This is a genomic window from Nocardia sp. NPDC060249 (assembly GCF_042728755.1).
In the GTDB taxonomy this organism is placed as follows: domain Bacteria; phylum Actinomycetota; class Actinomycetes; order Mycobacteriales; family Mycobacteriaceae; genus Nocardia.
On the sequence record NZ_JBHXAQ010000003.1, the window covers coordinates 224,760 to 245,979 of the forward strand.

A 21,220-nucleotide genomic window follows, 5' to 3' on the forward strand; every position below is an offset into this window, starting at 1 on the left:
AGTTCCGTCCGATCGACGGAGTCGACTTGCCGTTGCCCGGTCATGCACACCTCGTACCGATATCGACGCGCACTGCCACTCATCCGCACCGCGCGCGGACCAGCCAGTGTTCGTTCCACCTATCCATCCATCCCGACCACCGCGCGCCGCTCGTGCGGCTGCCCGGTGTTGCCGATCATCTCACTGAGCGCGACAATCCTCGCACCAGTCCCGTCGCCTGGCTCGGCAACGGCCACCGCGGACTCGGTGAACACATGACTCACCTCGTCCGCACCCCCCTGGTCTGCCCCCATCACCAGCGTCGCGCCCGCGATCGCGGCCGCGACGATCTCGAGCACACCCGCCACCGAATCCGGTCGGCCCGCCGCTCGCGTGCGTGATTCGAAGTTGAGCCCGGTGCGCTCGGCCACCTGCTCGGCCGCGGTCGCCAGCTCGTCGTAGCTCAGCGTACGACCGCCGCCGACGAAGGCCACATCGTCGCCGCGCAGGGCGCGGGTGCGGTGCGCGTAACCGATCGGGCGCGGTGATTCCGCGGCCAGTTCGGCGCGCAGCGCGGGGTCGGCCAGGTCGTACCAGTCCAGGCCGTCGGGGGCGTCGAGGATGTCGATGGTCAGGCCGAGTTTCACCTCGAGGTTGCTGCCCGGCAGGCGCGCGTCCATCGTCATCAGCGGCACCACCGCGGCGCCTGCCTTGAGCACCGCCCAGGTCGCGATCGCCGCCTCCACCCCGCGGTCGAGCCGGACCGCGACGCCCGTGCCGGGTCCGGCGCCGCGGGCGATCAGTGAGCGCGCCAGCTGCGAGGATCGGGCATCGAATTCGGCGTAGGCGATCTCGGCTTCACCCAGTTCGAGCGCGGGCGCGTCCGGGTCTTCCTCCACGGCCGAGGCCAGTTCCTGCGCCAGCGCGGCACCGTTGGCCGACGGCACAGGGGCATAGGCCGCCGCCGTCAGTTCGCGTTCGCGTTCGCTGGCGTCACGCAGGTCGATATCGCCGACTCGCACCGTGGGATCGGCGGCGACCGCGGTGACGATCTCGGTGAGCCCGCGCGCGAAGGCGGCGACGGTGTGTTCGTCGAACAGGTCGGTGGCGTAGGTGAAGACGACGCCGATCTCGCCGGGTTCGCCGGTCGCGGACAGGCGCGGTTCGATATTGACCTGCAGGTCGAACTTGGCGGGCCGGGCCGCGAGGTCCATCGCCTCGATGGTGAGTCCGGGCAGGCGCAGCACGGGGGTCTCGTTGTTGTGGAAGGAGAGCACCACCTGGAACAGCGGGTTGTGCGACACCGTGCCGGTCGGGGCCACCTCCTCGACCACCCGCTCGAACGGCAGGTCGGCGTTGGCGAAGGCGGCGAGGCCGACTTCGCGGGCGGTGCTGACCAATTCGTCGAAGCCGTGACGCGGGTCGACCTCGGTGCGCAGGGTCAGGGTGTTGACGAACATGCCGACCAGGTCGTCGAGCTCGGGTTCACCCCGGCCGGCGATCGGGGTGCCGATCGCGATATCGGTGCTGCCGGAGATCCGGGCGAGCAGCACGGCCAGTGCCGCGTGCACGACCATGAACAGCGACGCGTTGTGCCTGCGGGCGACCTCGGCGAGGCGGACATGAACATCGGCGGTCAGGGTGGTGCTCACATCGGCGCCGCGCAGCGAGGCGTGCGAGGGGCGCGGATGGTCGTGCGGCAGTTCGACCGTGCCCGCCTGCCCCGACAGCGTGTGCCGCCAGAACCCCAACTGCCGTGCGGCGGTGGAATTCTCGTCGGATTCCGATCCGAGTACCTCGCGCTGCCACAGCGCGTAGTCGGCGTACTGCACGGGCAGTGGCGACCAGGCGGGTGAGCGTCCCTCGACGCGAGCCCGATAGGCGATCACGAGGTCACGGGCCAGCGGCGCGAGCGAGGCGCCGTCGGCGATGATGTGCTGCACCACCACGGCGAGCACATACTCTTCCTCCGCGAGCGGGTCGTCGGCGGGCGAGGTGAACAGCCCGGCGCGCAGCGGAACTCGCTCGGCGACGTCGAAACCGCCTGCGAGCAAACGCATCACCCGGTCGCGCGGATCGTCGCATTCCTCGAGTGCGAGGCCGGTCGGCAGTACCGCGCTGACGGGCAGGATCTCCTGGTACGGAACGGCGTCGGCGTCGTCGGCCGGGAAGCGGGTGCGCAACGCCTCGTGCCGTTCGAGCACATCAGCGACGGCATAGCGCAGCGCTGAGGTGTCGAGCGCGCCGCGCAACCGCAGGACCAGCGGGATGTTGTACGCCGGGGAATCGGGGTCGATGCGGTTGAGCAACCACATCCGCTGCTGCGCGGGCGAGAGCGGAACCACGCCACGATCCTGCGCCGGGATCAGCGGTGGGCGTGGCGCGGCCACCGAACCAGGGCGCACGCGGGCCGCGAGCGCACCGACGGTCGGCGCCTCGAACAGGTCACGCACCACCAGGTCGGTACTGAGTGCCTGGTCGATGCGGGCGATGGCCCTGGTGGCCAGCAGCGAGTTGCCGCCGCGATCGAAGAAGTTGTCGTCCAAGCCGATCTCGGGCACGCCGAGCAGGTTCGCGAACACCTCGGCGACGCTGAGTTCGATGGGAGTGGTCGGCGCGCGGAAGGTGGTGGCGGCGGTGAACTCCGGTGCGGGCAGCGCGGCCCGGTCGAGTTTGCCGTTGGTGGTCATCGGTAGTTCCGCGACCACCACGACAGCGTCGGGAACCATGTATCCGGTGAGGAAGTCTGCCACGGCGGCCCGCACTCGCACCGGGTCGAGAGCCGCGGCCGGCCGAGGACCGGCGGACTCGTCGCTGTCGGGTCCCGCACCGACCTCGACCCGTTCGAAGCGCGCGCCGACCGGAGTCTTCGGAAGGACCGTAGTGGGCGCGTCGTCCGGCTCGAATCCCTCTGTCGCCGGGACGACGTAGGCGATCAGCCGGTCGCCGGCGTGCTCGTCGGCACGCACGATGACCGCGGACTGCCCGACGCCGGGCACCCGGAGCAGGGCTGCCTCGATCTCGCCCGGTTCGATGCGGAAGCCACGCAGTTGCACCTGCTGGTCGCCGCGACCGCCGTATTCGAGGGTGGGGGCGCCGCGGAACCCGATCCAGCGACCGAGGTCACCGGAGCGGTAGCGACGGGCTCCCGGTGCGCCGAACGGGTCGGCGACGAAGCGAGTGGCGGTGAGGCCCGGCTTGCCGAGGTAGCCGCGCGAGAGCTGATTGCCCGCGATGTAGAGCTCACCCGCCACACCGAACGGCACCGGACGCAGCCGGTCGTCGAGCACGACCACCGACAGTCCGGGCAGCGCGCGGCCGATGAGACTGCCGGGCAGGTCGACGCCGGAGCCGCCGATGTGGTCGGCGTCCGCCGGGGCCCGGTCGGCCACGATGTCGGCTGTCCGCGAGGTCAGGACCTGGTGCGAGACATGGACGGTGGTCTCGGTGATGCCGTACATGTTGACGAGTTCCGGTGCGCCCGGCCCGTTTCCGTAGCGGTCGTACCAGCGGCTGAGCTTGCGGGGGTCCAATGCCTCACCGCCGAAGACCACATAGCGCAACGGCAGCGGGGTGGCGCCCGCGGCCTGCGCGGCCCGGTCGGCTTCGTCGAGTTGGGCGAAGGCGGTGGGGGTCTGACTCAGCACCGTCACGTGTTCCCGGGCCAGCAGTTCGCGGAATTCGATCGGCGAACGGGAGGTGAGGTGGTCGACGACGACCACCGACGAACCGCCTGCCAGCGCGCACCACAGCTCCCAGACGGAGAAGTCGAAGGCGAAGGAGTGGAACACCGTCCACACGTCGTCCTCGTCGAAGGCGAACAGCAGCTGAGTGTTGGCGAACAGCTCGAGCACATTGCGGTGGGTGACGCCGACGCCCTTGGGCAGGCCGGTGGAACCCGAGGTGTAGATGACGTACGCGAGGTGATCCGGGCGCAGCGGGGCGCGGCGTTCATCGGGATGCAGGGTGGCATCGCTGTAGACGGGCGCCTCGTCGAGCAACACCACGGGCAGCTCCGCCAGTGGCGTCAGCAGTTCGCGCTCGGCCGAAGACGTCAGCAGGACAGCGGGTTTCGCGTCGTCGACGATGTAGGCCAGCCGCTGCGCGGGGTATCCGGAGTCGATCGGCAGGTAGCCCGCACCCGAAAGGAGCACCGCGAGCAGCGCGACCGGCAGCTCCTCGGTGCGCGCGACCGCCACGGCCACCAGAGTTTCCGGACCGGCGCCCTGCGCGATGAGCGCGCGGGCGAGCGCCGATGCCCTGCCGAGGAGGCCGGCGAAGGTGAGGGAACGCTGCCCCGCCCTGATCGCGATCGCCTCGGGTCGCTGTTGCGCCTGGGCGGTGATCAGGTCGGTGAGCGTCACCTCCGGAACGGCGATGCCGGGCGAATAGCCTTCGCGCAGCACGAGTTCACGCTCACCGGGGGCGAGCACGTCGATATCGCCGACCGGCTTCGCGGGGTCGGCGACAACCGCGGCGAGTACCCGCGTCCAGCGATCGGCGAAGTCGGCGACCGTGGCGCGATCGAAGAGGTCGGTGGCATAGACGAAGGTGGCCGCCATGCCCTGCGGCGCGCCGTCGATGCCGATGTGTTCGGCGAGCTCCACCTGCAGATCGAACTTCGCCAGTGGCACCGCGAAGTCGGCGGCGGACACGGCGAGGCCGGGCAGCGCGAGATCGGTGCGGGCCAGGTTCTGGAAGGTCAGCATCACCTGGAACAGCGGGTGCCTCGCGGTCGAACGGACCGGTTCCAGCAGGTCGACGAGCCGCTCGAACGGCACGTCGGCATGGCCGAAGGCGGCGAGATCGCGGGCTCTGACCTCGGCGAGAAGCCCGCCGAAGTTCGTCGCCGGATCCACCTCGGTGCGCAGGACCAGGGTGTTGACGAACATCCCGATCAGCTCGTCGAGCGCCTGCTCACCACGGCCTGCCACCGGGGTACCGATCGCGATGTCACGGGTGCCGGACAGCCGGGCCAGCAGCATGGCCAGCGCGGTGTGCACGACCATGAACAGGGTGGCGTTGTGCTCGCGGGCCAGCGCGGACAGCCCGGCGTGCACCGAGGCGGGCACCTGCACGTTCAGCGACCCGCCCGCCCGGCTCGACACGGCGGGACGCGGCCGGTCGGTGGGCAGTTCGAGCTGTTCGGGCAAGCCGGACAGCGTCTTTCGCCAGAAGGCCACTTGCGCGGCGAGCAGCGAATCCGGATCGTTCTCGGCGCCGAGCAGCTCGCGCTGCCACAGCGTGTAGTCGACGTACTGCACCGGCAGCGGCGGCCATTGCGGCGCGCCGCCACCGCGTCGTTCGGCGTAGGCGGTGAGCAGATCCCTGGTCAGCGGTGCGAACGAGAAGCCGTCGGCGGCGATGTGGTGCACCACGCAGACGACGACGTGCTCGTTGTCCGAGATAGCGAGCACCCGCACCCGCACCGGCGGCGCGGCGGTGACGTCGAAGCCGGTCAGCGCGGCCGCGGCGATCGCCTCGGTCAGGTCCTGCTCCGCCACTTCGACGATCTCGAACTCGGGTACCGCGGCAGGGTCACCCGCCGCCAGCACCAGCTGGTGACCTTCACCGTCGAGGACCGAGCCGTGGCCCTCGGCGCCGATACCGTCGGACACCGGGTAGACCGTGCGGAGAACTTCGTGGCGCGCGACCAGGTCGGCGATCGCGGCGCGCAGGGCCGGCAGATCGAGGCGGCCGGACAGGCGGACCGCGACCGGGATGTTGTCCACGGCCGACGCGGGGTCGAAGCGGTTGAGGAACCACATCCGCTGCTGGGCGTAGGACAGCGGGACCAGCCCGGGGCGCGGACGCGCCGTCAACGGCAGCGCGTGTGCCGAAACACGGTGCTGCTCGGCTCGATTGGCGAGGGCGGCGACGGTCGGCGCCTCGAACACCGCCTGGACCGGCACCCGCACGTCCAGCGCGGCGCCGATGCGGGCCACCGCCTGCGCGGCGAGCAGCGAGTCGCCACCCAGTTCGAAGAAGTCGTCGTCGGCGCCGACCCGGCCCGCGCCGTCACGCAGCAACAGCGCGGCGAACACGTCGGCGACCACCTGTTCGGCCGGGGTGGCTGGCGCGCGGAAGCCCCGCGCGGTGAACACCGGCGTCGGCAGCGCGGCGCGGTCGAGCTTGCCGACCGGGGTCAGCGGCAGCTCTTCGAGGACCATGATGACCGACGGAATCATGTACGCGGGCAGCGATTCCGCGAGGAATTCCGCCAGCTCCCCGGTGTCGACCGTGCGGCCGACGCGCGGCAGCACATAGGACACCAGCGCCGTCGCGCCCGAGGGCATCGTCTTGCCCAGCGTCACGGCGTAGTCGAGGTCGGGGTGCGCGGTGAGCGCGTTGTCGATCTCGCCGAGCTCGATCCGGAAGCCGCGCACCTTCACCTGGAAGTCGGTGCGGCCCAGGTATTCCAGCGTGCCGTCGTGTTCGAACCGGCGCACCAGATCACCGGTGCGGTACAGCCTGCCCGGCCCGAACGGCGAGGCGACGAACCGTTCCGCGGTGAGCCCCGGCCTGCCCAGATACCCCTGCGCGAGCGCGGGACCGGACAGATACAGCTCGCCGACCACGCCGGCGGGCACCGGCCGCAGCCGCGCGTCGAGCACGTACAAGCCCATGCCGGGCACCGCGTTGCCGATGGTGATCGGCGCGTGCGCCCGCAGTGCCGAAGTACTGGTGGCGAGGATGGTCGCCTCGGTCGGTCCGTACCCGTTGTAGAACGCGCGCCCGCCGGTTGCCCAGCGGCCGACCAGTTCCGGGCCGAACCGGTCGCCCGCGACGATCACGGTCGACAGATCCGGCAGCCCGGCCGGGTCGACGGACTCGAGCGCGCCGGGGGTGATCAGCAGGTGGGTGATGCGTTCGCGGCGCAGCAGGTCCGACAGCTCGAAACCGCCGAACACGCGCGGCGGCGACACCACCAGCGTCGCACCGGCGCCGAAGGCGAGCAGCAACTCGAGCACCGACACGTCGAAGTTCGGCGAGCAAACATGCAGCACCCGCGAATCGGGTTGCACCCCATAGTGTTCGCGCTCGGCGGCGACCAGGGTGGCGAGCCCCGTGTGCGTCACCACGACGCCCTTGGGCTTACCGGTGGATCCGGAGGTGTAGATGACGTAGGCCGGGTGACCTTCGTCGATCGGGCGCACCCGGTCGGCGTAGCTCACCGCGTGCGCGGGCCGCACGGCGATGCGCTCGGCGACCACCGGGTCATCGAGTTCGATCCAGTACGCGGTGGTGCCGAGGCAGGCGCGATGGGCCGCGGTGGTCAGGCCGATGCTCGCGCCGGAGTCGGCGACGATGTGGGCGATCCGATCGGCCGGGTAGGCCGGGTCCACCGGCACGTACGCGGCGCCGGTCTTGGCGATGGCCCACACCGCGAGCACGGATTCGATCGAACGGGCGATGGCGATGGCGACAACGTCGCCCGCGCCCATGCCACGGTCGATGAGTTCGCGGGCCAGGCGCGAGGAGCGCTCGTCGAGCTCACGATAAGTGAGGTGCTGTTCCGCGCCGGGCATCCCGGTCGGGTTGTAGCGCAGCGCGATCGAATCGGCCGCGGATTCGACGGCGGCCGTGAGCAGCTGACCGAACAACGGTGCGCCGGTAGTACGTCGACGACCGGCACGGCCCGTGCGGCGGGGGGTTTCCACAGACCTATACACCTCTCGCGTCCGGCGGCCGAGTCGGACACAGCATAGCCACACCTACATAGCCGCTGCCGACCGTCGCCGAGGTGTGCGCCACGACACACCAACTCTATCGCAACAGAATCGTAATGCCCATGGAGTCCGTTACGGACGTGTATCGGCGGATCCGTCCACACCCACGACGACCTGCGCGATTGCCGGTCCGGACGTGGCTACCGCCACAGTCGAGAGCATCTCCTGGTGGGTGGCCTCGACCGGGTGGTCAGCAATGATCCCGCTGACGAACGGGCGCCATCGCGAGGCTCCGTCCCCCAGCTTTTGGGGGGTCCGCAGGGCGGTGAAATAGGTCAGATCGCCGTCGAACCGCGCGGGTTCGAGCTCGGCGAGAAGCGCCACAGAGCGCAGCGCGCCGCGGTACATGCCCACGAATTGCGCACGCGAGATCGGTGCGTCCCCAGCGAGTGTTGCGTGCAGCGATTCCAGTGCCTCCTCGCCGAGTTCGGTGAGTTGGCCGGGCAGTTGCTCCTCGGGTATGCCGAGTTCGGTGAGCACGTGGCGCAATTCGGTCGCGAAATCGGCGAGCGCGGCGCCGGGGAGGCTGTCGAGCATCGTCAGCGACGCCACCGTCTCGCCCTCGGCTTGCAGGCGGGTGGCGACGGCCTGCGCCAGCACGCCGCCAAGAGACCAGCCGAGCAGCTGATAGGGGCCGTGGGGCTGGACGCCGCGGATTTCGGCCAGGTAGCGGTCGACCAGCTCGTCGGCGGACGCGGGCCGGAAATCCGGATCGCTCAGCGCGGGCGACTGGATGCCCACCACGGGCTGATCGGCGGGCAGATGCGGCACCAGGCTCGCGTAGGCCCATGCCAGACCCGAGACCGGGTGCACACAGATCAGCGGCGGGCGGGTGCCGCGGCGGGCGATCGGGAGCACGACCGCGAGCGCGGCTCGGAGGTCGGCCGCGCCTGCGGGGCCGTCGCTGATTCTGGTAGCGAGACCGGCGACGGTGGGGTCGGCGAAGAACGCGGCGACGGTGAGCTCGACACCGGTGCGTTCGCGCAGGTGGTGCACCACGCGGGTGGCCAGCAACGAGTTGCCGCCCAGTGCGAAGAAATCGTCGTCGAGGCCGGGGTTCTCCGCGCCGAGAACCTCGGCGAAGACGGCGGCTACGGCGCTCTCGTGGTCGGTCTCGGGCGCGCGGTAGCGGCGGGGTTCGAGCACCGGCGCCGGAAGGGCGGCCCGGTCGAGCTTGCCGTTGGCGTTCAGCGGGAGGTGGTCGAGCACGACGAAGGCCGACGGGACCATGTACGAGGGGAGCACCTGCGCCACCACGGCTTTGGCCTGCCCGGCGGTGAGCGCCGCGCCGGGCGCGGGAACGACATAGGCGACCAGCCGGTCACCCAGTTGCGGATCGTTTACGGCGATGACCGCTGCCTGGGCGATCCGCGGCGCGGCGAGCAGGGCGGCTTCGATCTCGCCGAGTTCGATCCGGAAACCGCGGATCTTGACCTGGAAATCGGTGCGACCGCGGTACTCGAGCTCGCCGTCAGCGGTCCAGGCGACGAGATCACCGGTGCGATACATGCGGGCGCCGCCGAGTTCTCCGCCCTCGGCGGCCGACGTACCGAACCCGGCGAAGGGGTCGGCGACGAACCGGTCGGCGGTGAGGTCGGGACGCGCGTGGTACCCGCGGGCCAGCTGCGCGCCCGCGAGGTACAGCTCGCCCGCGACGCCGACCGGGACCGGGCGCAGACAGGCGTCGAGGACGTAGACGCGGCTGTTCCACTGCGGTCGGCCGATCGCGACGGTGGTGCGATCGGCGGTGCTCACCCGGTGGTCGGTGATGGAGACCGCGGCCTCGGTGGGGCCGTACAGATTGTGCAGGGCCGCCGAGTTCGTCGCGAGGAAACGCTGGGCGGTCGCGGCGGGGAGGGCCTCGCCGATCGCGAGCACGCGACGCAGCGATCCCGGCAGGACACCACCGGATTCGGCGAGCAGCGCGTCGAGCATCGACGGCACCACGTGCAGGGTCGTCACGGACTGCGCGGCGAGGACGCGCAGCAGGTAGGCGGGGTCACGATGGCCGTCGGGGGCGGTGATCACCAGGCGGCCGCCGCAGATCGCGGCCGACCAGAATTCCCACACCGACAGATCGAAGGTGGCGGCGGTCTTCACCAGTACCGAGTCGTCGCGGCCGAGGCCGAAAGCGGCTTTCTTCCAGAGCAATTGGTTGACGATCGCACCGTGCGAGACCGCCACGCCCTTCGGCTTGCCGGTCGAGCCGGAGGTGAAGATGAGGTAAGCCGTGTTCTCCGGGCACAGCGTGCCGATGCGCTCGCTCGCCTCGATCGGCGCGCAGGCCACGCCCGAAAGGTCGAGGCTGTCGATGCCGATCACCGGGACCGGCGTCGTGTCGGCCGGGTTCACGGCGCGCGACCCGGTGGTGCCGGCGGCGACAGCGGACGAACCGTGCGCGAAGCCGTCCCGCGTGGTGGTCAGCACGCAGATCGGCGCGGCCGTCGCGAGGACGTGCTCGATGCGATCGGTGGGCTGGTCCGGGTCCACCGGAACGTAGGCGGCGCCGGCCTGCGTCACCGCGTACATGGCGATGACCAGGTCGAGGGAGCGGCGCAACGCCAGCGCCACCCGGTCCTCCACCCCGACACCCTGCGTGATCAGATACCGCGCGAGCTGATTCACGCGCGCGGCGAGATCACGGTAGGTGAGTTCGGTGCCGTCGGCATCGACGAGCGCGACGCCTTCTCGCTCGGCGGACACGGTATCGGCGAACAGGGAGGCGAGTGTCGCGGGCGGGTGGACGTGATCGGTCGCGTTCCAGCCGTGCAGGATTCGTGCCCGCTCGGCGTCGGAGAGCAGTTCGAGCTCGTCGACAGGACTCTCGGGCGCCGCGGCGACGGCGGCGAGCACCCGCGCGAACCGATCCGCGTAGATCTGGGCGGTCGACGCGTCGAAAAGGTCGGTGGCATAGGTGAATACACCGCTGATCCCCTGCGCGACGCCGTCACTGCCGTAGGCGTCGGCCACGATGGCGTGCAGATCGAACTGGGACACCGCGAGATCCACATCGACGCCCTCGACCGCGGTCTCGCCGAGTTCGAGGCCGGTGCGGCTGAGGTTCTGGAAGGACAGGCCGACCTGGAACAGCGGGTGGCGGGCGGTGGAGCGAGCCGGGTTGATCGCCTCGACCAGGCGCTCGAACGGGAGGTCCGCGTTCGCGAACACCTGGAGGTCGCTATCGCGCTGGCGGGCGAGCAGTTCGGTGAACGACTCGCCGGACCGGAGGGTGGTACGGAAGACCAGGGTGTTGACGAACATGCCGATCAGGTCGTCGAGCGCGGCCTCGCCACGGCCCGCGATGGGCGTACCGACCGCCAGATCGTCGGTGCCCGCCAACCTGGCCAGCGTCACCGCGAGGGCGGTGTGCACGACCATGAACAGCGTCGCGCCCTGATTGCGCGCCACCGCGAGCAGGGCACGGTGGGTTTCGGCGTCGACCTCGATCGGGACGCGGCCACCGGCGAAGGACTGCACGGCGGGACGCGGACGGTCGGCGGGCAGGTCGAGCTGGTCGGGCAGCCCGGCCAGCGCGTCACGCCAATAGGCGAGCTGGGCCGAGGCCAGCGACCGCGGATCGTCCTCGCTGCCGAGCAGGGCCCGCTGCCACACCGCGTAGTCGGCGTACTGCACGGTCAGCGGCGCCCACTCCGGCGCGTTACCCGCCGAGCGGGCCGCGTAGGCGAACATGAGATCCCTGGTCAGCGGGGCGAGCGAGGAGCCGTCACCGGCGATGTGGTGCACGACCACCGCGAGCACCGCTTCATCGCCGCCCAGCTCGAACAACGTCACCCGCAACGGCACTTGATCGCGTACATCGAACCCCGACGATCCGAACTCGCGCAGGGCGGCGGTGAGCTGCTCGGGCTCGATCGACCGCACCTCGAGCCGCGGCGTCGCCTCGGTCCCGGCCAGGATCCGCTGAATCGGCCCGTCGTCGGTCTCGGGGTAGATCGTGCGCAGGGTCTCGTGCCGGGCGACGAGGTCGGCGACGGCGGCGCGCAGCGCCTCGACCTCGATGGCGCCGTGCAGCCGCACCGCCATCGGGATGTTGTACGCGACCGATCCCGGGTCGAACTGATTGAGGAACCACATCCGCTGCTGGGCCAGCGACAGCGGAATCCGCGCGGGCCGCTCCCCCGCGGTCAGCGCGGGACGCGCACCCGCACCGGCGGATTCGGCGAGACGCCGGGCCAGTGTTTCCACCGTCGACGCCTCGAACAGCAGCCGGACCGGGAACTCGGTGTCCAGCGCGGCGCCGAGGCGGGCGGCGACCTGGGTGGCCATCAGCGAGTTGCCGCCGAGGGCGAAGAAGTCGTCGTCGAGGCCGAGCTGAGTGTCGCCGAGGTCGAGCACCTGAGCGAAGGTGCCCGCCACGATCTGCTCCACTGCGCTTGCGGGAGCGCGGAATTCGGCGTGTTCGAGGATCGGCGCTGGCAGCGCCCTTCGGTCGAGCTTGCCGACCGGGGTGAGCGGGATGGTGTCGAGTTCCATCAGCACGGTCGGCACCATGTGCGCGGGCAGGCTGCGTTCGGCGAACACGGTGAGTGCGGCGGTGTCGACGGTCGCGCCCGGCGCCGCGTGCACGTAGGACACCAGAATGGTGGCGCCGCTGTCGAGTTCGTGGCCGAGGGTGGCGGCGAAGTCGAGGCTCTCGTGGGCCGAGAGCACCGCGTCGATCTCACCGAGCTCGATGCGGAAACCACGGATCTTGACCTGGAAGTCGTTGCGGCCCACATAATCCAGCGCACCATCCGCGGACCAGCGGACCAGGTCACCGGTGCGGTAGAGGCGAGAACCGGCCGGGTCGAACGGATTCGCGACGTAGCGCGAAGCGGTGAGACCGGGGCGGGCGTGGTAGCCGCGGGTCAGCTGGGCGCCGGTGATGTAGAGCTCGCCGGTGACGCCGGGCGGAACGGGGCCGAGCCGGTCATCGAGGACGTATTCGGCGACCCCGTTGATCGGGCCGCCGATGGTCATCGGGTCGCCCGGTTTCAGCGGCACGCTGATGTTGGTGACGATGGTCGTCTCGGTGGGTCCGTACACATTGTGGAATTCGCGCAGGGTGCCGTCGGCGAGCGGAATCGCCCAGCGCCGCGGCAGATCCGGCGCAACGGCCTCGCCACCCACCGCCACCACCCGGAACTCGTCGAGCCCGTCCGGATCGATCGAGGCCAGCGCGGCCGGGGTGATGAACGCATGGCTCACCCGCTCCCGCCGCAACAGCGCGGCCAGGTCGTCGCCGCCGTACACGCTCGGGTCGACGATCACCATCGTGGCGCCCGCGCCGATCGCCAGCAGCAGCTCGAGCAGCGAGGCATCGAAGGACGGCGACGCGAAATGCAGAGTGCGCGAGGTGGAGTCGACCCCATAGTGCCGACGCTGTTCCTCGCTGAACCCGGCGAGCCCCGCCTGCGTCACCGCGACGCCCTTGGGCAGGCCGGTGGAGCCGGAGGTGTAGATGAGGTACGCCAGATCCTCGGCCCGCACGGGACGAAGCCGGTCCCCGGAGGTGATCGCCTCGCCGGAGAGGCTGTCGAAAGGGTCGGCGCCGTAGAGCAGGCCACCAGCAGGCCGGGCGCCGTCACCGCGGGTGTCGCCGGTCGGCTCGGCGTCGAGCCGGAGCCATTGCACCTGGTCCGGAAGGCCGTCGGCGACGGCCGCGACGGTCAGTCCGAAGACCGCGCCGGAGTCGGTGACCATGTGCGCCACCCGGTCCGGGGGGTAGTTCGGGTCGACGGGGACGAAGCCCGCACCGGTCTTGGTGACGGCCCAGACGGCGAGGACCGATTCGATGGAGCGCGGGATCCCGAGGGCTACCAGGTCGCCCGCGCCGATGCCACGGCCGATCAGGAAGCGGGCGATGCGGTTCGAACGCTCGTCGAGTTCGGCGTAGGTCAGGCTGCCGAGGGTGCGGGTGGCGTCGGCGAGGACGACCGCGAGGCCGTCGGGGTTGGTCTCGACCGCGGTGGCCAGCAGCTGCGCCAACGCGGTGACGCGGGGGCGACGGGTACGAACCGGTCGGGTTCTCGCCGGTCGTGTCATAGCTGCTCCACCTCACCCATCACCGAAACTTGTTGTGCCGCAGCGCGGTCCCGCGTCGCCGCTCAGGCCACCTGGGCGCGCGAATCCGCGAGTACCAGCACTATCTCGGCCGCGCCCGGATTGCCCGGTGCGGCATCGTCGGCGATCAGCGCCTGCAGATCGCCGAGCTCGGCGGTATCGAGCGTTTCGATACCGGCCCGGTCACCGAACAGATGGGTCACCCACTCCTCGGCCAGCACCGTCGACACTTCGCCGGCGATCCCGTTGTCCGACTGCCCATTCGGCGACTGGCCCGCCGGCGAAGCACCCGGTACCGACGACACGGCCTGCGCCACCAACCGCTGGTGCGCGGTGCCGGGAACCAGCACCATCGACGCACCCGCGACACCGACGGCGACCGGTTCGACGAGCGCGGTGAAGCTGTCGACGGCCCCATAGCCGAAGGTTCGCGCTTCGAAGGTCAGGTCGGTGTCGGCGCGCACCCGCGCACCCGCCGTGGCGAGCTCGTCGTAGCTCCGGGTGCCGTCGGCGCCGACGAAGGCCGGGTCACCGCCGCGCAGGGCCCGGGTCCGGTCGGCGTAGGTGACCGGACGGGCGGACTGGGTGGACAGTTCGGTCTTGATCGCCGGGTCGTCGAGCGAGATCCAGTCGACGCCACGGGGTTCGCCGACGGTGATACTCAGCTTCGCGGCGGGTTCGCCGTGCGGCTCGGTGCCGATCACCGGGACCACGGCCGCGCCCGCCTTGAGGATCGCCCAGACTGCGACGGCCCAGTCGACACCGCGTGGAAGATCCACGGCCACACCGTCTCCGGGGCCGAAGCCACGGCCGATCAGCAGCCGGGCCAGGCGGGCCGAGCGCGTATCGAGCTGCTCATAGGTGAGCGCGTCGTCGCCCCAGACGAGGGCGGGACCATCGGGGTCGTCCTCGGCGGCGGCGGTGAAGGCCTGCGCGAGCGTGGTGCCACCCGACGGGGTGCCCGGCGCGGGCGCCTTGACCGCGCCGGCGAGCAGCCGGGCGCGTTCGGACTCGTCGAGGATGTCGATGTCGCCGATCCGGATCTGCGGGTCGGCGGCGACGGCGGTCAGGATACGGGCGAAGCGGGCGCCGATGCTGCGCACGGTGGCCTCGTCGAACAGGTCGGTGGCGTAGTTGAACAGCGTGACCAGCTCGTCGGGATCACCGGCGGCGGTGAAACGCGGTTCGACGTCCACCTGCAGGTCGAACTTGGCCGCGATCGCGGTGTCGAGCGCGTTCACGGTGAGGCCGGGCAGTTCGAGCGCGGCCGCCTCGTTGTTGCTGAAGGTGAGCGCCACCTGGAACAGCGGGCTCTGCGCACTGCCCCGTCCGGGCGCGACGACCTCGGCGACCCGTTCGAACGGCAGGTCGGCGTTGACGAAAGCACCGAGGTCGGTCTCGCGCGCCACGTCCACGGCTTCGTCGAAGGAACCGGCCGGATCGAGGGTGGTGCGCAGGGTCAGGGTGTTGACGAACATGCCGACCAGTTCGTCGAGCGCCCGCTCACCGCGCCCGGCGACGGCGGTGCCGATGGCGATGTCGGAAGTGCCCGACAACCGGCCGAGCAGCACGGCAAGCGCCGCGTGCACGACCATGAACAGCGACGACTTGTGCTCGCGCGCGAGGTGATTCAGTGCTGCGTGGACCTCGGCGGGCAAGCGCAGCTCGGAGGTGGCCCCGCGCAGGGTCGGCACCGAGGGCCGCGGGCGGTCCTGCGGCAGCTCCAGCAGCGGCGGCACGTCGGCCAGCTGGTTGCGCCAGTAGTCGAGCTGGGCGGCGGCCAGGGAGTCCGGCTGCTCGTCGTCGCCGACGACCGCTCGTTGCCACAGCGCGTAATCCGCGTACTGAACTTCCAGCGGCGTCCACGCCGGGCTCTGCTGAGCCGCGCGGGCGACGTAGGCGGTCATCAGATCGCGAGCAAGCGGCGCCAACGACGCACCGTCGGCCGAAATGTGGTGCACCACAACGACAAGCAGCCAGTCGGCCGAATTCCCATCGGTGAGCAACCGCGCACGCAGCGGAACTTCACGCGCCACATCGAACCCCGCACCGGTTAATTCGGCCGCACGAGTGAGGAGGTCGGACGTCGTCTCGAGCGCGAGCCCGCCCGGCAGTGCTTCGGCCACGGAGAGGATCTCCTGGACGGGCACACCATCGGACGCCGGGAAGAAGGTGCGCAGCGACTCGTGCCGACCGAGCACGTCGGCGACCGCGGCGTCGAGGGCGGCGATGTCGAGCTCGCCGGTGAGGCGGATCGCGAAGGGGATGTTGTAGGAGCCCGAGGTGGGGTCGACCTGGTTGACCACCCACATGCGCTGCTGAGCCAGCGACAGCGGAATGCGTTGTGGCCGTTCGGTGGCGACCAACGGCGGGCGGGCGGCGGCACCGCTCGTACCACCGATACGCGCGGCCAGGGCCGACACAGTGGGCGTCTCGAACAGGTCGCGGATCGCGAGGTGGGCGTCGAGCGCCTCGTTGATCCGGGCGATCGCGCGGGTGGCGAGCAGCGAGTTGCCGCCGAGGGCGAAGTAGTCGTCGTCGGCACCGACCCGGGCCATGCCGAGCAGCTCCGCGAACACCCCGGCGACGATCTCCTCGGCCGGCGTCGCGGGGGCGCGGAACTCGCCCACGGTGAACGCGGGGGCGGGCAGGGCCTTGCGGTCGAGCTTGCCGCTCGGGTTCAGCGGGAAGCTGTCCAGCACCGTGACGACGGTCGGCACCATATAGGCGGGGAGCGAGTCCGCGACGGCCGTCCGCAGCGCCGCGGGGTCGGGCTCCTCGCCGGGCCGCGCCACCACATACGCCACCAGATGCTGGCCGGACACGGTGTCGAGCACCAACGCCACGGCCTGGCTGATCGCCTCCTGCGCGAGCAGGGCGGTCTCGATCTCACCGAGCTCGATGCGCTGACCGCGGAACTTCACCTGGAAGTCGGTGCGGCCCAGGTATTCCAGCGCGGGCGCGGCCGACGAACCGCCCCAGCGGACGAGGTCACCGGAGCGGTACATCCGCGCGCCGGGCTCGAAGGGGTTGGCCACGAACCGATCCGCGGTCAGCCCGGGGCGGGCGACATAACCGCGCGCGAGCTGGTCACCGGCGAGGTACAGCTCGCCGACCACTCCGGCCGGCACCGCGCGCAGGCGCGAATCCAGCACGTAGACACGGGTGTTCCACTCCGGCACGCCCATCGGCACCGAACCGCGATCGGAATCGCTTGCGGGCCACCGCGTCACGGTGACGGCAGCCTCGGTGGGCCCGTACAGGTTGTGCACCCCGGCGGTGGACACGCGGGTCACGTCGGCCACGGTCTCGGTGGGCAGCGCCTCACCGGCGGCGAACACCGCCCGCAGACTGGGAATCGAACCGGCGGTGGTGTGCGCGGCGAACACCGACAGCATCGACGGGACGAAGTCGGTGAGCGTCACGCCCTGCGCCGCGATCGTCTCGGCGAGATACAGCGGATCGCGATGTCCGTCGTGGGTCGACACGACCAGCTTCGCACCGGTTCGCAGCGGCAGGAAATAGCCCCACAGCGACACGTCGAACGTGGCAGGCGTCTTCTGCAGGTACACATCCGACGGGCCGATCCCGTACTCGGCGCCCATGTAGACCATCTGGTTGACGATGGCCGCGTGCGACACCGCCACACCCTTGGGACGCCCGGTGGAACCGGAGGTGAAGATGACGTAGGCCGGGTTCCCGGGCCGGACCGGCCGAGCCAGCTCGACGGGCGCCGCCGAGAATTCCTCGAGCGCAACGGAATCCACCAGGATCACCGGCACGTCAGCGGACACCTCGATCGCATCCGCGGTGGTACTCAGCACTGCGGCGGGCGCGGCGGTATCGAGAATGTGGGCGATGCGATCGGCCGGATGATCCGGGTCGATCGGCACGTACGCACCGCCGGCGGTCACGATCGCGTACATCCCGACCACCAGATCGAGCGAGCGCCGAACCGCGAGGCCGACCAGAGATTCGGGACCGACACCGTGGGTGACCAGCAGCCGGGCTAGGCGGTTGACCCGCTCGTCGAACTCCCGATAGGTCAGCTCGGCACCCTCATAGGAGACGGCCACGGCATCGGGATGCTCGGCCACGGCACGCCGATAGCCGTCGAGCAACAGTTCCGGAGCGAGTTCGTGGCGAGTGTCGTTCCACTGCACCAGGATCCGGTCGAGCTCGGCGGGCTCCAGGAGCTCGATCGCGCCGAGCGGCTCGGCGGGCGCGGCGACGATCCCGGCCAGCAACCGCTGGAACCGGTCGGCGAACCCGGCGACGGTCTCGGCGTCGAACAGGTCGGTGGCGTAGGTGAGCCCCACCGCGATGCCGTGCGGCGCACCGTCGCGATCGGTGTCCTCCACCATCTCGAACTGCAGGTCGAACTTGGCGAACGGAATGGTCATCTCGACGCCGGCGACAGTCAGACCGGGCAGCTCCAGTGCCGTCCGCGCCATGTTCTGGAAGGCGAGCATCACCTGGAACAGCGGATGCCGCGCGGTCGACCGGGCCGGGTCGAGCAGCTCGACCAAGCGCTCGAACGGCACGTCGGCGTGGCCGAAGGCCGCCACATCGACCGCCCTGGTCGAGGCGAGCAGCTCCGCGAAGCTCACGGCCGGGTCGACCTCGGTGCGCAGCACCAGGGTGTTGACGAACATGCCGATCAGATCGTCGAGCGCGGCCTCGCCACGACCCGCGACCGGGGTGCCGATGGCGATGTCGGTGCTGCCCGACAGCCGGGCCAGCAGCGCCGACAGCGCCGCGTGCACCACCATGAACAGCGTCGAATTGTGTGCGCGCGCGAGCTGATCCAGCCCGGCGTGCACCTCGGCCGGAATACGGAAGTCCAGGCTCGCACCACGGTAGGAGGCGGTGGCGGGCCGCGGCCGGTCGGTGGGCAGTTCGAGCTGGTCGGGCACACCGGCGAGCTGTGTGCGCCAGAAGTCGATCTGCTGGGTCAGGATCGACTCCGGGTCGTCCTCGGTACCGAGCACCGCCCGCTGCCAGAGCGTGAAATCGGCGTACTGGACGGCCAATTCGGGCCACCCCGGCGCGTTACCCGCACTGCGCTGGACGTAGGCGGTCATCAGGTCACGGGTGAGCGGTCCCATCGACACACCGTCACCGGCGATGTGGTGCATCACGCAGACCAGCACATGCTCGGTCGCGCTCAGTCGCAGCAGGCGCAGCCGCAGCGGCGGCGCGACGGTGACATCGAAGCCCGCGCTGACCGTCTCGGTGACCAGGGCGGCGATCGCGTCCTCGCCCGCGTCGCCGACCACGAGGGCGGGCACGGCGCGCGGGTCCGACAGCGGCAGCACCAGCTGCGTGCCGACCCCGTCGACCGGCGGATACATCGTGCGCAGCACCTCGTGGCGGGCCACCAGGTCGGTGACCGCCACGCGCAACGCGTCCACATCGAGCGCACCCGACAGGCGCACCGCGATCGGCATGTTGTTCACCGCGCTGGCCGGATCGAACTGGTTGAGGAACCACATCCGCTGCTGGGCGAACGACAGCGGGATCGCATCGGGGCGCTGCTGCGCGACCAGTTCCTGGCCCGATCCGGAGCCGATATGCCGTTCGACGCGTTCGGCCAGCCCCGAGACGGTGCTGACCTCGAACAGCACCTGCACCGCGATCCTGGTGTCGAGCGCGGCACCGATGCGGGTGGCGGCCTGCGCGGCCAGCAGCGAGTTGCCGCCGAGCTCGAAGAAGTCGTCGTCGGCGCCGACCCGGATCTCTTCCGGCGCACCGGCGGTCAGCAGCTCGGCGAAGACGTCGGCCACCACCTGCTGCACCGGCGTGACGGGTGCACGGAACTCGCGCACCGCGAAAACAGGCTCCGGCAACGCTTTTCGGTCCAGCTTGCCCACCGGCGTCAGCGGGATCCGGTCCAGCACCATGATCGCGGCCGGAATCATGTAGCCGGGCAGCGATTCCGCGAGGAACGCGTCGAGCTCGGTCACCTCGACGGTAGCGCCGGAGCGGGGCATCACATACGAAACCAGCGCTGTCACACCGGAAGGCAGGGTCTTGCCGAGGGTGGCGGCGAAGTCGATATCGGGGTGCGCGGTGAGCGCGTTGTCGATCTCACCGAGCTCGATCCGGAAACCGCGGATCTTCACCTGGAAGTCCGAGCGCCCCATGTACTCGATGACGCCGTCACCGGATTCGCTGCGCCGCACCAGATCTCCGGTGCGGTACAGGCGCGCGTTCGCGTCACCGGATTCGGCGCCGAACGGGCTGGCGACGAAACGTTCCGCGGTCAGCGCGGGGCGGTTCAGATAGCCCTGTGCCAGCGCGGGACCCGACAGATACAGCTCGCCGATCACGCCCGCGGGCACCGGCCGCAGCCGGGAATCCAGCACGAACGCACCGACACCGGCGATCGCGGCACCGATCGTCACCGGCGCGGCCGGATCCATCGGCGCGGTGCTGGTGGCCAGGATGGTGGCCTCGGTGGGGCCGTAGCCGTTGTAGAACTCCCGCTCGCCCACGGCCCAGCGGCCGACCAGTTCCGGACCGAACTTGTCGCCCGCGACGACCACTACGCGCAGGTCGTCCAGGTCCGCCGGATCGACCGATTCCAGCGCGCCCGGGGTGATGAGCATGTGCGAAACCTGTTCGCGGCGTAGCAGATCCGCGAGCTCGAAACCACCGAACACCCCGGGCGGCGCGATCACCAGGGTGGCGCCCGCGGAGAAGGTGAGCAGCAGTTCGAGCACCGAGACGTCGAAGTTCGGCGAACACACGTGCAGCACGCGTGCGTCGGCGTCGACGCGGTAGTGCGCGCGCTCGGCGGCCACCAGACCGGCCAGACCGGTGTGGGTCACCACGACGCCCTTGGGCTTGCCGGTGGAGCCCGAGGTGTAGATGACGTAGGCCGGGTGCCGCTCGTCGAGGGTGCGGATCCGGTCGGTGTAGGAGATGGGGTGCGCTGGCTGGGCCGCGATCCCGGTGGCTGTCTCGGCGCCGTCGAGCTCGAGCCAGGTCAGCGCCGTACCGAGCACGTCGCGATGCGCGGCGGTGGTGAGACCGAGCACCGCGCCGGAGTCGGACACGATGTGCGCGATGCGGTCGGGCGGGTAGTTCGGGTCGACCGGCACGTAGGCGGCGCCGGTCTTGGCGATGGCCCACACCGCGAGCACCGATTCGATCGAACGGGCGATGCCGATGGCGACGACGTCGCCGGGGCCGATCCCGCGAGCGATGAGCGCGCGGGCCAGCCGCGAGGACTGCTGATCGAACTCGGAATAGGTGAGCTGGCGCTGGTCGGCCGGGTCGCCGGACGGGTTGAACCGGACCGCGACCCGATCGGCGGCCGATTCGACCGCTCCCGTCAGCAACTGCCCGAATGTCGGACTGCTCGACCGGCGACGGCGATTACCGCGGGCAGAACGACGGGCAGTTTCCATTCGGGTTCATTCACCTCTCATCGCGCCTGCACG

2 protein-coding genes and 1 pseudogene are annotated in these 21,220 nt (G+C 70.6%); all 3 read right to left on the reverse strand.

The window, feature by feature from the left end; translation table 11 throughout:
* Window positions 1-119: 119 nt before the first annotated feature.
* Window positions 120-7,640, reverse strand: a complete 7,521-nt coding sequence (locus ACFWFP_RS14825; protein ID WP_379295281.1) for an amino acid adenylation domain-containing protein — start codon at window positions 7,638-7,640, stop codon at window positions 120-122.
* A gap of 141 nt (window positions 7,641-7,781) precedes the next feature.
* A pseudogene (locus ACFWFP_RS14830) lies at window positions 7,782-13,748 on the reverse strand (amino acid adenylation domain-containing protein); the annotation flags it as partial.
* A gap of 68 nt (window positions 13,749-13,816) precedes the next feature.
* On the reverse strand, window positions 13,817-21,187 hold the full coding sequence (locus ACFWFP_RS14835) for an amino acid adenylation domain-containing protein (protein WP_379295283.1): 7,371 nt from the start codon (window positions 21,185-21,187) through the stop codon (window positions 13,817-13,819).
* Window positions 21,188-21,220 lie beyond the last annotated feature (33 nt).